The organism is Amycolatopsis sp. NPDC006131, assembly GCF_040614175.1.
In the GTDB taxonomy this organism is placed as follows: Bacteria; Actinomycetota; Actinomycetes; order Mycobacteriales; family Pseudonocardiaceae; genus Amycolatopsis_E; species Amycolatopsis_E tucumanensis.
Window position 1 is genome coordinate 21594 of sequence record NZ_JBEXTX010000082.1, and the last position, 14969, is coordinate 36562.

Below are 14969 nucleotides of genomic sequence, written 5' to 3' on the forward strand. Positions count from 1 at the left end.
CCATGGCCCTGGCCGACATCGAACCGGTGAGCCGGGAGTCGACCGCGGCGATCATCGCGCGGCAGCTCCGCGAGGCGATCATGAACGGCACGTTCGCGCCGGGCACGCAGCTCGGGGAGACCGAGCTGGCAGGCCGGTTCCAGGTGTCCCGCGGCCCGCTGCGCGAGGCGATGCAGCGGCTGGTGTCGGAGGGGCTGCTGCGCAGCGAGCGGCACCGCGGGCTGTTCGTGATCGACCTCGAACCGGACGACGTGCACGACATCTACTCGGCGCGGTTCGCCATCGAGCGGGCCGCGCTGATCCGGGTGCTGCGGCACGGTGACCGGGAGGGGCTGGCCGTCCGGCTGCTGGATGCGGTGGAGGAGATGGCGTCGGCCACCGACGGGGACGAGGTGTCGGCCGCGGACGTCCGGTTCCACGAGGAGCTGGTGGCGGCCTCGGGGTCCAAGCGGCTCGGGCGGATGGCGCGGACGCTGCTCATCGAGACGCGGATGTGCCTGTCCGCGCTGCACCGCACGTACGCGACGAACGAGGAGCGGGTGACCGAGCACAAGCGCATCGCGGAGGCGATCGGCGCCGGCGACGAGGAGCTCGCGGTGTCGCTGCTGGAGGCGCACATGGAGGACGCGGTGCAGCGCCTCGCCCCGGGGACCAGCCTGCACGCCTGATTCGTGCTGCTGTAACGGAAGGTTGCGGGTTCGCGATCTTGGTTTGTCCGCGCGCGGCGCGGGGGAACCGGGAGGATCGCGTGCGCGGGTGGCTGTTGGGTGCGCTGTTGGCCTTGTCCGCGTGCACGGCGGCGGCACCGCCACCGGAACCGGAGGACGCCGCCCCCACGGCGCCGGTGTCCGTGCGGGCGTTGCCCACACCGGAGGACCAGCAGCGCCTGGTGTCCGCGATGCTCACCGACGACGACGGCGCCCTGCTCGACCTCGATCGGGCCGCCCAGGCGGTGCCGATCGGCGAGTCGGACGGCACGGGCTACACGCTCGTCGAGAAGTGCGCCGACGCCCTGACCTCCGACGCGAACATCGTCGCGGCCGAGCGCGCGCAGTGGCAGAGCGCGGACTACGTCGTGACCGAGCTGGCTGTCCGTTACGAAGTGATCGAGGCGTCGGCGGCGGTGTGGGAGGTGCACATGACTTCCGGTTGCCGCGGCGACGTCGGGCCCGGCCGGATCGTCACCGTGCAGGTCCCGCCCTTCTCGGACATCGACGCCGGGGTCGCGTTCTGCACCATCGGCGCGGACGACATGTCCCAGTGCGTCGTCGTCGAGGCCGTGGGGGATCTGGCCGTCGCCGCCGAGGTCAAGCAGCTGGGCAACAGCGATCGCGCTCGCCAGGGGTCCGCCCAGATCTTCGTGCAACGGCTGGCCATCGAGCTGGGACGGAGCTTGGCGCGGGCCGGGTGAACCGGCCCGCGCTCACCCGCGCCTGACTCAGCCCTCGATCGTCCGCCCGACCACCGCGCCCAGTGCCGTCGCCGCGCCCGCGCTGCCCAGCGCCATCCCCCACCCGATCGGGCCGAGCGGCGTGCAGCCGAAGAACTGGCTGACCCCGGGCGTCTGGATCACGGCCGCGAGCAGGGCCACCGAACCGAGGGATGTCGCCAGCACCGACCGGTTCCAGCCGCCCGTCAGGAGCGTCTGCCCGAGCTGCGTGCCGACTAACCCGGCCAGCGCGACCGTGCTCGCCCGGCGGCCGCGGCCCGTCGCCCGCGCCAGCATCCACGCGGTCGTCGCGCCGAGGGTCGTCACCCCGGCGCGCACGCCGATGTCCTTCTGCAAGCGCTTGCCCAGCGAGCTCTCCGGCCCCTCTCGCAGCAGGTCGGAGCCGTCCTCGGGCCGCCGCAACGCGATCGCCAGCGCAGGCGCCAGGTCGGTCAGCAGGTTGACCAGCAGGAACTGCCGGGCACCGAGCGGCGACCGGCCGGTGAGCGTCGCGCCGAGCACGCTGAACCCGATCTCGCCGAGGTTCCCGCCGAGCAGGATCGCCAGCGCCTCCCGCACCGAGGCCCACATCGCCCTGCCCTCGACGAGCGCCGCGATGATCGTCTCCAGGCGGTCGTCGGTCACCACCAGGTCGGCCGCGGCCCGCGCGGCCGGTGCGCCGTGCCCGCCGAGCGCGATGCCGACGTCCGCGAGCCGGATCGCGGGCGCGTCGTTCGCGCCGTCCCCGGTCATCGCGACCGTGTGGCCGTGCTTCTGGTACGCCTTGATGATCCGGACCTTCTGCGCCGGGCTGCACCGCGCCACCACGTCCACGGTCTCCAAAGTGGACGCCAGCTGTTCGTCATCCATCGCGTCCAGCTCGGCGCCGGTCACCACGTGCAGGTCGGCGCCATCCTCGCTGACCTTGCCCGCGATCGCCTCACCGGTGTCCGGGTGGTCGCCGGTGATCATCACGATCTGCACGCCCGCCGCCCGCAGGTCCGCCGCCGCGGCCGCCGCGCTCCCCCGCACCGGGTCGGCGATCGCGACGAAACCCTTGAACCGCAAGCCCGTCACGGCGTCCTCGTCGAGCGTCGCACTGTCCGGAGTGGACTCGGCGACGGCGAGCACCCGCTGCCCGGCCTTGGCCAGCTTCTTCATCCGGCCCGCCAGCTTCTTCCGCCTGCCCTCGTCCAGGTCGCAGCGCGGCAGCACGGACTCCGGCGCGCCCTTGACGCTCAGCACCAGTCCGTCGCCGTTGCGCATCAGCGAGGCGTGGTAGCCGCGGGACGGCTCGAACGGCACCGCGTCGACCAGTTCCCAGCCGTCGGTGTGCACGGAAACCCGGCGCGCGCCCTCGACGATCGCGCGGTCCGTCGCGTGCGGCAGGTCGGACGGGTCGTCGGCGTGCGGCGTCGCCCGCAGCGCGGTGAGCAGCACCGACTCGGTCTCGTCGTCCAGCTCCTCGATCTTGCGGCGCTTGTGGCCGTCGTCGACCTCGTGGACCGTCAGCGTCCCCTCGGTCAGGGTGCCGGTCTTGTCGAAGCACAACACGTCGACGCGGCCCAGCGCCTCGATGCTGCGCGGGTTGCGGACCAGCGCGTTGTGCTCGGCGAGCCGCCGCGCTGCCGCCAGTTGCGCGGCGCTGACCAGGAACGGCAGCCCCTCCGGCACCGACGCGACGGCCAGGTTCACCGCGGCGGACAGGCTTTCCCGCAGCGGCACCCGGCGCAGCAGGCCGGCGCCGGCCACCGCCACGGCCGACCCGATCGCCAGCGGCATCGACTTCGAGGTCAGCTCGGCCAGCCGGGTCTCGACGCCGGTCACCGGCGCGTTCTCGCGCGCCATCGCCATGCTGCGGCCCGCCTCGGTGTCCGCGCCAGTCGCGACGACGATGCCGATGGCCTCACCGGCCGCGATCGTCGTGCCCTCGTACAGCATCGACGCGCGCTCGGCGACGTCCGCGGCGATCACCGGCGACGGGTCCTTCGCCACCGGCAGCGACTCGCCGGTCAGCGACGACTCGTCCGCTTCGACGCCGTCGGCTTCGAGCAGGCGGCAGTCCGCGGGCACGACGTCGCCGGAGCTCAGCTTGACGACGTCGCCGGGCACCAGGTCGTCCGCGCTGACCACGCGCTCCCGGCCGCCGCGGATCACCGTGGTGCTGATCGCCGACCGGCTCAGCAGCTCGGCCAGCTGCTTCTCGGTGTGGACCTGCTGGAGGCTGCCGACCAGCGCGGACACGCCGGTGATCCCGGCGACGAGCGCGGCGTCCACCGGCGACCCGACGGACGCGGACAGCGCGGCGCCGCCGATCAGGACCGGGGTGAGCGGGTTGGACAGCTCGTTGATGAACGCCTGCATCAGGCTCGTCCGGCCGCCGCTGCCGGTGCCGCGGGCACGGGCGCGCTTCTCGGCGGCGTCGTCGCTCAGGCCGTCCGGGTCGGTGCCGAGGCGGTCGAGCACGACGTCCACCGGCATCAGGTGCCACGGCGCGGCGTCGCCGGCCAGGCTCGTGTCCCGCTCGGCGAGCTTCTTGGCGCGGCGGTGCGCGTTGGTGAGTGCGACGGCCGCGCCCAGGTTGACCGCCCGCATCGCCCGGTTGGCCGGGCTGCGGCGCCCCGGCTGCAGCGCGCTAACCGCTCCGACGCCGGTCGCGCCCTGGGACAGCCAGATGCTGTCGCGGTTGACCTCGCGGGCGGCGGCGATCGCGTCGACGACCAGCGCGGCGATGCCGATCTCCTCGCCGATCAGCAGGTGCGCGCCCCACGGCGGCGGGTCGCCTGGCCGCTGGGTGCCGATGCCGCAGTCGGCGGCGCCGAGCGCGCGCCGGTTGTCGGACACCAGCATCACCACGTGCCCCTCGCCCTGCAGCTCGCGCACGGTCGAGACGAGGCGCTCACCGCCGGGCATGAGCCGGTCGGCCTCGAACGCGGCGTGCCCGCCGTTGGCGCTGACGACCTCGATGTTGGCGCGCCGGGCGGCGGCGATCACCGCGGCCACGCCCGGCGGCACCTGCCTGCCGAGGCCGATGACGGCGGTCAGCTGCTGGTCCCGCACCAGGCCGAGGACCGCCGCGGCGCCACGCTTCTCCAGCTGCTCGCGCTCGTGCGCGCCCTGGTCGACGCCCAGCTCGTCGAGCGGGCCGAGGCGCCAGCCGTCGTCCTCGTGGACCTTGCCGGGGGTGTGCGCGTCGAACAGTTGCCAGGCGCGTTCGACCAGCTCGCTGGCGTCGCCGTCGCCGACAGGGACGAGGTCGTTGAGAACCATGCGCCCGGTGTCGAAGGCCTGCTCGTCGAGGACGAGGGTGTCGATGGCGTCCAGGTGTCGCAGCACCCCGCGGTCCATGACGAGCACGCCCTCGGTGGCCAGGACGCGGCCGAGGCGCGCGCCGAACGCGGTGCGCCCGGCCTCGGCGGCCTTGGGCAGCGCGGCCAGGCCGATGCCGATCGCCCGGCGGGGGCGCGCGAACGGCAGCGAGACGGCGGCCGCGGCGGCGCCGAGGTTGAGAATGCGCTGCTCGTACTGTTCGACCGGGCCGTCCGGGATCTCGCGCGGCCGCTCGACGACGACCGGTCCGGCTGCGGCGTCCTCCGGGCCGTGGATCAGGCGGCTCTCCGCCTGGCACCACAGCCGTTCGTGCGCGCGGGCCTCACGCCACTGCTCGGCGCGCTGGATGATGTCGACGACCGTGCCCTCGCCGCCGGAGGCCAGGCCCTGCGCGAACGCGCCGAAGGCCGAGGTCGCGGTGTCGGCCTTTTCCCGGCTGCCGACCCGCTCGGCGGCGATCTTGCGCAGGCGCGGGTGCAGGTCGACGACGTTGGGCAGCGCGGCGATCTCGGTCGGGATCGGCGCCCACGGCGCGAGCCGGGTGATCAGCGACAGACCGAGGCCGAGGGTGTCGGCGGCCAGGGTCGGCAGGAGGCGGGTGCCGCGCAGGCCGTCGGCCGGGTGGTGCAGCTCGTCCTCTTTGATCTCTTCGCCGACGCCGTTGGGCGCGCCCTCGGCCTCCTCGACGACGCGGATCAGCTCGTCGCTGTCCGGGGCGGGGTCGTCGACGCCGATGATCACCCGGGACGAGGGCGCGTTGACCCGGGCCCACGCGACGCCCGGGTGGCGCTGCACGGCCTGCTCGATGCGCTGCGCGACCGCTTCGCCGCCCGGCCCGTGCACCCCGTGGGCCTCGATGTGCAGCCGTCCAGGGCAGGACCACACCCGGCGGCGGGGCCTGCTCAGCGGCGACAACACCGCCCCGGCGAGGCCCTTCACCGCCGACACCGGACCGGGCACCCGGACACCCAGCAACTCCATGAACCACTCCCGCACCTCGACGCTCCAGGTGCATGGGGTTGCCCACTACGGGTGAAGATATGCCTGCGGCCGCAGGTCGGCCCCGGATTTCCGGGACCGGCCATGCGGCTGCCTCGCGATGAGTCGCCCGCCCGGGCAGGCGAGCCGACCACTCCGGACGGCGAGCTCGCCGTTTCCGGCGGCGAGCTCGCCGAGGCGGCACTGCCCGCCCGGCCGGGGACGCACGCCAGGGCGGGCTGGGCAGCGCCCGCAGCCCGCGGACGAGCCGTGCGAGCCTGGCAGGCCGGGGCGGCGGTCCAGGCAGCGCCTTCGGCCGCGGGGCCATGGGGCGTGGGCAGCACCCTGCCGTCAGGCGAGGGCGGCCGCCGCGCGGCACCCCACCGCCGCACGGCCCGCCACCGCCACACCGCGCCCCGTTGCCACACGCCACCCCGCCGCCACGCCGCCGCGCGAGATCGGCCGAGGCGAGCGCAGCCGTCAGGCGAGATCGGCCGTCAGGCAGGCGCGGCGCTCCGGCGCGCGCGGCGGTCAGGCGGGGTGCGGCCGCACGCGAGCGCAGCCGCCACCCGAGCGCGGCCGTCAGGCGAGCGCCGCCGTCAGGCGAGCGCGGCCGTGATGGCGGCCCCCAGCTCGGTCGTCGTCGACTTGCCGCCCAGGTCCGGGGTCGCCACCTCGCCGGCCGCGAGCACCTCCTCGACCGCGCTGTGCACCGCCGCGGCGGCCGACTTCTCGCCCAGGTGCTCCAGCATCATCGCGCCGGCCAGGATCTGCGCCACCGGGTTCGCGATGCCCTGCCCGGCGATGTCCGGGGCGCTTCCGTGCACCGCCTCGAACATCGACGGGTACTCGCCCGGCGGGTTGACGTTGCCGGACGGCGCCATGCCCAGCCCGCCCGTCACGGCCGCCGCCAGGTCGCTCAGGATGTCGCCGAACAGGTTCGACCCCACCACGACGTCCAGCCGGTCCGGGTGCTGCACCATGCGCGCCGCCAGCGCGTCGATGTGCGTCTGTTCACTGTGGACGTCCGGGTACTCCGCGGCGACCTCCGCGAACACCTCGTCCCAGAACGGCATCGTGTGGATGATCCCGTTCGACTTGGTCGCCGAGCACACCCGGCCGCTGCGGGTGCGGGCCAGCTCGAACGCGAACCGGATGATCCGCTCGACCCCGACCCGCGTGAAGATCGACTCCTGCACCACGAACTCGCCCGGCTGACCCGGGTTGTGCCGCCCGCCGATCTGCGAGTACTCGCCCTCGGTGTTCTCCCGGACGATCACCATCTCCAGCTCGTCGGCCTCCCGGCCGGCCAGCACGGACGTCGTCCCGGGCAGCAGCCGCACCGGCCGCAGGTTCACGTACTGCGCGAACGCCCGCCGGATCGGGATCAGCAGCCCCCACAGCGACACGTGGTCCGGCACCCCGGGGAACCCGACCGCGCCGAGCAGGATCCCGTCGAACGGCCGCAACCGGTCGATGCCGTCCTCCGGCATCATCCGGCCGGTCTTGGTGTACCGCTCGCAGCTCCAGTCGAACTCCGTCCACTCCAGACGGAACCCGTGCACTTCGCCTGCCCGGTCGAGGACCTGGCGCGCCTCGGCGGTGACGTCGACCCCGATGCCGTCACCGGGGATGCTCGCGATCCGGTAGGTGCTCACAGGCTCACCGCGATGTACTTGGTCTCCAGGAACTCGTCGATGCCGACGGTGCCGCCCTCGCGGCCGAGCCCGGACTGCTTGACCCCGCCGAACGGCGCCGCCGGGTTGGACACGATGCCCTGGTTCAGCCCGATCATGCCGGCCTCCAGCGACTCCGACACGCGCAGCGCACGCTTGAGGTCGTTGGTGTAGACGTAGCTGACCAGGCCGTACTCGGTGTCGTTGGCCGCCGCGACGGCCTCGTCCTCGTCGTCGAACACGCTGATCGGCGCGACCGGCCCGAAGATCTCCTCGCTCGCCATGCGGGCGTCCCGCGGCACGTCGGTGAGCACCGTGGCCTGGTAGAAGTTGCCCGGACCGTCCACAGTGGCCCCGCCGGTGAGCACCTTGGCGCCACGGGAGGTGGCGTCGGCGACCAGCTCGGTCACCTTGTTCACCGCGTCGGCGTCGATGAGCGGGCCGACGACCACGCCGGGCTCGGTGCCGCGCCCCAGCGGCAACGCCGACATCCGCTCGGTCAGCCGCCGGGCGAACTCGTCGGCGACCCCGCGCTGCACGTAGAACCGGTTGGCCGCGGTGCACGCCTCGCCGATGTTGCGCATCTTGGCCTGCATGGCGCCCTCGACCGCCGCGTCCAGGTCGGCGTCGTCGAAGACCAGGAACGGCGCGTTGCCGCCCAGCTCCATCGACGTGCGCAGCACCTTGTCCGCGCACTGCTCCAGCAGCTTGCGCCCGACCGCGGTGGATCCGGTGAAGGACAGCTTGCGCGCGCGGCCGTCCTTGATCATCGGCTCCATCACGCCGCCCGGGTCGCTGGTGGTGACCACGTTGAGCACGCCGGCGGGCAGCCCCGCCTCGGTCAGGATCGCGGCCAGCGCGAGCATCGACAGCGGCGTCTGCTCGGCCGGCTTGATGACCATGGTGCAGCCCGCGGCGATCGCCGGGCCGATCTTGCGGCCGCCCATCGCCATCGGGAAGTTCCACGGCGTGATCAACAGGCACGGCCCGACCGGCTGCTTGGTGACGAGGAACCGGCCCGCCCCGTTGGGCGCGACCTGGTAGCCACCGTCGATGCGCACGGCCTCCTCGGAGAACCAGCGGAAGAACTCGGCGGCGTAGGCGACCTCGCCCTTCGCCTCGGCCAGCGGCTTGCCCATCTCCAGCGTCATCAGCAGCGCCAGCTCGTCGACGCGCGCGTTCAGCAGTTCGTAGGCGCGGCGCAGGATTTCGCTGCGCTCGCGCGGCGCCGTCTTCGCCCAGTCGGCCTGCGCGGCGACGGCGGCGTCGAGGGCCGCCTTCCCGTCCTCGGGCGCGGCGTCGGCGACCTCGCAGAGGACCCGGCCGGTGGCGGGATCCTCGACGGCGAAGGTCCGCCCACTGCTCGACGGGACCCACTTCCCGCCGATGAACAGCTCCTTGCCGACGGCGTCCACGACACCCGATTCGGTCAGCTCGGCCATTGGTCCTCCTGATCAACCTTGCGCCTGTCCACCGGCCATGCTAGACAGATTGTCAACAATCTACAAGCTCACTCCGGTTAGGAGTTCCGCCGTCATGGCCCAGCTCTCCCCCCTGCTCAAGCAGGCCACTCCGGTCGTCGTCGAGCACGGCGAAGGCGCCTACCTCTACGACGTCGACGGCAACCGCCACCTCGACTTCACCGCCGGGATCGGTGTGACCAGCACCGGCCACTGCCACCCGAAGGTGGTCAAGGCGGCACAGGAGCAGATCGGCAAGGTCATCCACGCGCAGTACACCACCGTGATGCACCAGCCGCTGCTCAAGCTGACCGAGCGGCTCGGCGACGTGCTGCCCGCGGGGCTCGACTCGCTGTTCTTCGCGAACTCCGGCAGCGAGGCCGTCGAAGCCGCGCTGCGCCTGTCGCGGCAGGCCACCGGGCGGCCGAACGTGATCGTCTTCCAGGGCGGGTTCCACGGCCGCACGGTCGCCGCGGCGTCGATGACCACCTCCGGCACGCGGTTCAGCGCCGGCATCTCGCCGCTGATGGGCGGCGTGCACGTGGCGCCGTTCCCCTACGCCTACCACTACGGCTGGGACGAGCAGACCGCGACGAAGTTCGCGCTGCGCGAGCTGGACTACCTCTTCCAGACGATCAGCGCGCCGAACGAGACGGCCGCGTTCTTCATCGAGCCGATGCTCGGCGAGGGCGGGTACGTGCCGGCGAACACCGAGTTCATGGCCGGGCTGCGCGAGCGCGCCGACCGGCACGGGATCCTGCTGGTGATCGACGAGATCCAGACCGGGTTCGGGCGCACCGGCCGGTTCTGGGGCCACGACCACTTCGACGTGAAGCCGGACGTCGTGCTGATCGCGAAGGGACTGGCGAGCGGCTTCCCGCTGTCCGGCATCGCGGCGCCGAAGGAGCTGATGTCCAAGGCGTTCCCCGGTTCGCAGGGCGGCACGTACGGCGGCAACGCGGTGTCGTGCGCGGCGGCGCTGGCCACCCTCGACGTGATCGAGGAGGAGAATCTGGTCGAGAACGCTGCGGCGCGCGGCAAGCAGCTGCTCGAAGGCGCGCGGCTGATCGCCGACAAGACGCCGGAGATCGGCGAGGTGCGCGGGCTGGGCCTGCTGGTCGGTTCGGAGTTCACCAAGGCCGACGGCACGCCGGACACCGCGCTGGCCGCGGCGGCGCAGCAGGAGGCGGCGCGGCGCGGGCTGCTGCTGCTCACCTGCGGCGCGTACTCGAACGTCGTGCGGATGATCCCGCCGCTGGTGGTCACCGCCGAGCAGATCGACGACGCGCTCGCGATCTGGGCCGAGACCGTCGCCACCGTCACCGGTTCCAAGTAGGGAGAAGAGGCACGTTGGCCCGCTACATCACCATCTCGCTCGACAAGCGCGGCGTGTCCTGCCGTGCCGTGCTGCTGGACGCGGAAGCGCCGCGGACCTGCCAGGCGGTGTGGAACGCGCTGCCGCAGAGCGGTTCGGCCTACCACGCGAAGTACGCCCGCAACGAGGTCTACACGCTGGTGCCGCCGTTCGCCGACCCGAAGCCGGGCCGGGAGAACCCGACGGTCACCCCCATTCCCGGGGATGTCGTTTATTTCGGGTTCGAGGCGTGGGAAATCGGAAATCCGGCGTACGGGTACGAAGACAGCAGCGAGGCCCACAGCGACCAGGGCGCGACCGATCTGGCGATCTTCTACGGCCGGAACAACCTGCTCATCAACGGCGACGCGGGCTGGGTGCCCGGCAACGTGTTCGCCACGATCGTGGAGGGCCTGCCGGAAATGGCGGCGGCCGCGCAGGACCTGTGGCTGCGTGGCGTCGAGGGCGAAACGCTGTCCTTCGCCCGCGCCGAGTAGCCGTCGACCTGCGGTCGTTAGGGGCAAAACCCCGGTCCCCCGTCACTCGTCAGTGTGATCATGGGGGGATCACCTTGCGTGGCAATGCCTTCACCCGTTCGGGCGGGCATCACCCGGTGTGCCGGATCAAGATCGGCATCGCCCCAGGTGGGCCCGCCCGGCGGCGCTACGAGCGGCGCAACGCCACCCCCGGCCGCGAACCCGAAAGTGTTACGTGTTTAGGCTGGGCGGATTTTCCACCGCGCTATTCGACGGGCTCCGCTCTTTCCGCGGCGGTTTGACACTTCCCAGCGGAACTGAAAATCTTCCCTTGCTTTCGAAAGCAGCCAGATTCGCAAGGATTGATTTCACAAAGGAGCCCCTCTCCAATGTTCGCTGCGCACTTCCACCACGGCCACGACATCGTTTCCAACATCCTGGCCGGCCTCGCGCACGTCCTCGGCTGGCTGGTCTGACCCGCTGATCCGAGAAGGCGGGGCCGGTACGTTGGCGCGGACCGGCCCCGCCCCCTTTTCCGGCACCGGTAACGTCGCCGCCGTGAGCGCAGTGATCGTGACCGTGGTACTCGCTTTCGTCGGCTACATCGCCACTTACACGAACAACGTCCGGCTGTCGCAGCGGCAGGAACGCCTGGCCCGGATCAACCGGCAGCTGAGCGAGTTGTACGGCCCGCTGTTCTCCATCAGTGAGGCCCACAGCCGCACGTTCGCCGAGTTCCGCCGACGCCATTCCCGGAACGGCGTTTCCCCGTTCGCCGACGAAACCCCGCCTACCGCTGAGGAACTCACGGAATGGCGGCTCTGGGTGACCTCCGTCTTCCTGCCCACCCTCCGGTCCATGCGCGATCTGGTCGTGCAGAACGCCGACCTGCTCATCGAGCCCGAGGTGCCGGAGGTCCTCCTCCAGCTGTGCGCCCACGTTTCCGGCTACGAGATCACCGTGGCCCGCTGGGAACAGGGCGACCACTCCGAGCACCTGTCGATCGTGCACTACCCGGCCGACGAGCTGGCCGCCTACATCAACCGCAGCTTCACCCTGCTCAAGGCCGCGCAGGCGCGCTTGCTCGGACGGCGGCGGCTGCGTCGACTCCTCCAGACATGAATCTCCTTCACTTCCAGTCCTGCGCCTTCCCGTACTAGGCTTCCGTCATTCGGGCAGGCGCAGGAAAGGATCGGGCACGTCATGGGCGACGTCACCGCGCGGATCGCCGAGATCGTCGGCGAGCGCAACCTCCTCTCCGGGGACTCCGTCCCGGACGACTACGCGAAGGACGAGTCCCTCACCGTCGGCGCCATCAAACCGGCCCACGTCGTCAAACCCGCCACCGCCGAAGAGGTCGCCGCCGTGCTGGCCGTGGCCACCGAGAACGGCCTGCCAGTCACGGCTCGCGGCTCGGGCAGCGGGCTGTCCGGCGCGGCCCGCCCTCGCGAGGACGGCGTGCTCGTCTCGTTCGAGCGGATGAACGCGGTCCTGGAGGTCGACACCGCCAACCAGGTCGCCGTCGTCCAGCCGGGCGTCACGCTCAGCGAACTGGACGAGGCCACCAAGGAGGCCGGCCTCGCCTACACGGTCTACCCGGGCGAGCTGAGCGCGAGCGTCGGCGGCAACGTCGGCACCAATGCGGGCGGCATGCGCGCGGTCAAGTACGGCGTGGCGCGGCACAACATCGTCGGCCTGCAGGCGGTCCTGCCCACCGGCGAGATCATCCGCACCGGCGGCAAGACGTCCAAGATCTCCAGTGGCTACGACCTGACCCAGCTGATCATCGGTTCGGAGGGCACGCTCGCGCTGGTCACCGAGGTGATCGTCAAGCTGTACCCGCGCCTGCCGCACGCGGCGACGCTGCTCGCGCCGTTCGGTGATCTCGACCAGGTGATGCGCGCCGTGCCGGAGATCATCGCCAGCGGCCTGACGCCGAACATCCTCGAGTACATCGACAACCTGACGATGGCGGCGATCACCTACAACGAAAAGCTGGAGCTGGGCGTCCCCGAGGAGGTCCGCAACGCCACGCAGGCCTACCTGGTGGTGGGCCTGGAAAACCGCGACAACGACCGGCTGGACGGCGACGTCGAGCGGGCCGGCGAGCTGCTCGGCGAGCTGGGCGCGTCCGACGTTTACGTGCTGGACGGCGGTTCGGCGCGCAAGCTCATCGAGGCGCGGGAGAAGGCGTTCTGGACGGCGAAGGCCGCCGGCGCCGACGACGTGATCGACGTCGTGGTGCCGCGCTCGGAGATGCCCGGGTTCCTGGCGAAGGTCCGGGAGCTGGCCACGGCCGCCGAGGCCGGTGCGATCGGTTGCGGCCACGCCGGGGACGGCAACGTCCACTTGGGAATCTTCTGCAAGGACGCGGAGAAGCGGCACCGGCTGCTGCACGACATCTTCGCCGCGGGCATGTCGGCCGGCGGGGCGATTTCCGGTGAGCACGGGATCGGGCAGGCGAAGAAGGACCACTTCCTCGCGCTCGAAGACCCGGCCAAGGTCGCGTTGCTGCGCCGGATCAAGCAGGCCTTCGACCCGAAGGGCATCCTGAACCCGGATGTCCTGTTCGACTGAGGAGTGAGATGAACGGCGCGCAGTCCCTGATCCGCACGCTCGTCGACGCGGGTGTCGACGTGTGCTTCTCCAATCCCGGCACGTCGGAGATGCACTTCGTCGCGGCGCTCGATTCGGTGCCCGAGATGCGCGGTGTGCTGGCCCTGTTCGAGGGCGTGGTCACCGGCGCGGCCGACGGTTACGCGCGGGTCGCGGGCAAGCCGGCCGCGACGCTCCTGCACCTGGGGCCGGGGCTGGGCAACGGCCTGGCGAACCTGCACAACGCCCGGCGCGGGCACGTGCCGGTGGTGAACGTGATCGGCGACCACGCGACGTACCACAAGAAGTACGACGCACCGCTGGAGTCGGACATCGAGGCGATCGCCGGTTCGCTGAACGGGTGGGTGCGCCGGTCGGGGAACAGCGCGGACGTCGGCGCGGACGCCGCGTTCGCCGTCGCCGCGGCGCAGGAGGCGCCGGGCAAGGTGGCGACGCTGATCCTGCCCGCGGACGTCTCGTGGGGCGACGGTGGTGTCGCGGTGAAGCCGGTGCCGCCGCGCTCGCCGCAGACCGTCGCGGACACCACGGTCAAGGCGGTGGCGGAGGTGCTGCGGACCGGTGAGCCGGTCGCGTTGCTGGTGGGCGGCCCCGCCTGCCGCGAAGCCGGCCTGCGGGCGGTGAGCCGGATCGCCACCGCGACCGGGGCGAAGCCGTTCGTGGAAACCTTCCCGGCGAGGCTGGAACGCGGCGCCGGGCTGCCGACGATCGAACGTCTGGCATACCTGGCCGAGCAGGTGCAGTGGCAGCTGGAGGGCATCAAGCACGTCATCGTGGCCGGGACCAAGGCGCCGGTGTCGTTCTTCGCCTACCCCGGCAAGCCCAGCGATCTGGTGCCGGAGGGCGCGCAGGTGCACACGCTGGCAGAGCTGGACCAGGACGTGGTGGCCGCGCTGGAAGCACTCGCGGACGAGGTCGCGTCCGATGTGGACCCGGTGCTGCAGGAACCGGCTCGCCCCGCCCTGCCGAGCGGTCCGCTGACAGTGCAGAACTGGGTCGAGGTGATCGGCGCGCTGCTCCCGGAGGGCGCGATCATCTCGGACGAGGCCAACACCTCGGGCCTGTTGCTCCCGGGCGCGACGGCCGGTGCCCCACGCCACGACGTGCTCACCCTGACCGGCGGAGCCATCGGACAGGGACTCCCGGTGGCTGTCGGTGCAGCGATCGCCGCCCCAGACCGCCCGGTGATCGCACTGCAGGCGGACGGCAGCGCCCTCTACACCATCTCGGCACTGTGGACGATGGCGCGGGAAAACCTGAACGTGACAACGGTGATCCTGAACAACCACGCCTATGCCATCCTGCGCATGGAACTGCAGCGAGTCGGAGCGGAAGCATCCGGCCCGAAGGCGAAGGACCTGCTGGACCTGGCAAGGCCCGACATCGACTTCGTGAAGATCGCGGAAGGCATGGGCGTCCCAGCAACAAGGGCGACGACGGCCGAGGAACTGGCCGAGCAATTCCGCAACGCCGTCAACGAACCCGGCCCGCACCTCATTGATGCAGCGGTACCCCCACTGCTCTGACGGCGCGCAGCGCCGTGCCCTTGATCTTTGAACCCAACCCGAGCTGGGTGGTCATCCCGTCGCCTGACACGCAACGATCACCTTGAGCCAGGGCCGCAACCCAGGCCGCCAACCGGCAGCCGAACAT

10 protein-coding genes are annotated in these 14969 nt (G+C 71.9%); 7 read left to right on the forward strand and 3 right to left on the reverse strand.

The window, feature by feature from the left end; genetic code table 11:
- Positions 1-2 precede the first annotated feature (2 nt).
- Positions 3-668, forward strand: a complete 666-nt coding sequence (locus ABZ215_RS31640; protein ID WP_020421576.1) for a GntR family transcriptional regulator — start codon at positions 3-5, stop codon at positions 666-668.
- 107 nt (positions 669-775) lie between these two features.
- Complete coding sequence (locus ABZ215_RS31645; RefSeq protein ID WP_157358757.1) at positions 776-1411, forward strand: hypothetical protein; 636 nt, start codon at positions 776-778, stop codon at positions 1409-1411.
- Positions 1412-1438: 27 nt separating this feature from the next.
- Here the strand turns inward: ABZ215_RS31645 and ABZ215_RS31650 are convergent, their stop codons facing one another.
- From ABZ215_RS31650 to ABZ215_RS31660, 3 genes are all read right to left on the reverse strand, one after another.
- Positions 1439-5740, reverse strand: a complete 4302-nt coding sequence (locus tag ABZ215_RS31650; RefSeq protein WP_354953810.1) for an HAD-IC family P-type ATPase — start codon at positions 5738-5740, stop codon at positions 1439-1441.
- A 596-nt stretch (positions 5741-6336) separates the two neighbouring features.
- A complete protein-coding gene (locus ABZ215_RS31655; RefSeq protein WP_354953812.1) occupies positions 6337-7395 on the reverse strand; it encodes a tartrate dehydrogenase in 1059 nt (352 codons plus the stop codon).
- Entirely contained in the window at positions 7392-8855 is a 1464-nt protein-coding gene (locus tag ABZ215_RS31660; RefSeq protein ID WP_020420434.1) for an NAD-dependent succinate-semialdehyde dehydrogenase, read from the reverse strand. The genes ABZ215_RS31655 and ABZ215_RS31660 overlap by 4 nt, the downstream gene beginning before the upstream one ends.
- Positions 8856-8949: 94 nt before the next feature.
- On the opposite strand from ABZ215_RS31660, the gene ABZ215_RS31665 reads away from it, so the two are divergent.
- The 5 genes from ABZ215_RS31665 (at position 8950) to ABZ215_RS31685 (ending at position 14842) form a co-directional block, all read left to right on the forward strand.
- Positions 8950-10209: an aminotransferase class III-fold pyridoxal phosphate-dependent enzyme gene (locus ABZ215_RS31665; protein ID WP_354953815.1), complete on the forward strand. Its 1260-nt coding sequence runs from the start codon at positions 8950-8952 to the stop codon at positions 10207-10209.
- 14 nt (positions 10210-10223) lie between these two features.
- Positions 10224-10724: a DUF3830 family protein gene (locus tag ABZ215_RS31670; RefSeq protein ID WP_020420436.1), complete on the forward strand. Its 501-nt coding sequence runs from the start codon at positions 10224-10226 to the stop codon at positions 10722-10724.
- Positions 10725-11261: 537 nt separating this feature from the next.
- Positions 11262-11825 (forward strand): hypothetical protein, encoded by a 564-nt coding sequence (locus ABZ215_RS31675; protein ID WP_027936219.1) that lies wholly within the window; start codon positions 11262-11264, stop codon positions 11823-11825.
- Positions 11826-11906: 81 nt separating this feature from the next.
- Positions 11907-13280, forward strand: a complete 1374-nt coding sequence (locus ABZ215_RS31680) for an FAD-binding oxidoreductase (RefSeq protein WP_354953817.1) — start codon at positions 11907-11909, stop codon at positions 13278-13280.
- 8 nt (positions 13281-13288) lie between these two features.
- Positions 13289-14842 carry an acetolactate synthase large subunit gene (locus ABZ215_RS31685; protein ID WP_354953819.1) on the forward strand — a complete coding sequence of 518 codons (1554 nt, stop codon included), beginning with the start codon at positions 13289-13291 and terminating at the stop codon, positions 14840-14842.
- The last annotated feature ends 127 nt before the right edge of the window (positions 14843-14969 follow it).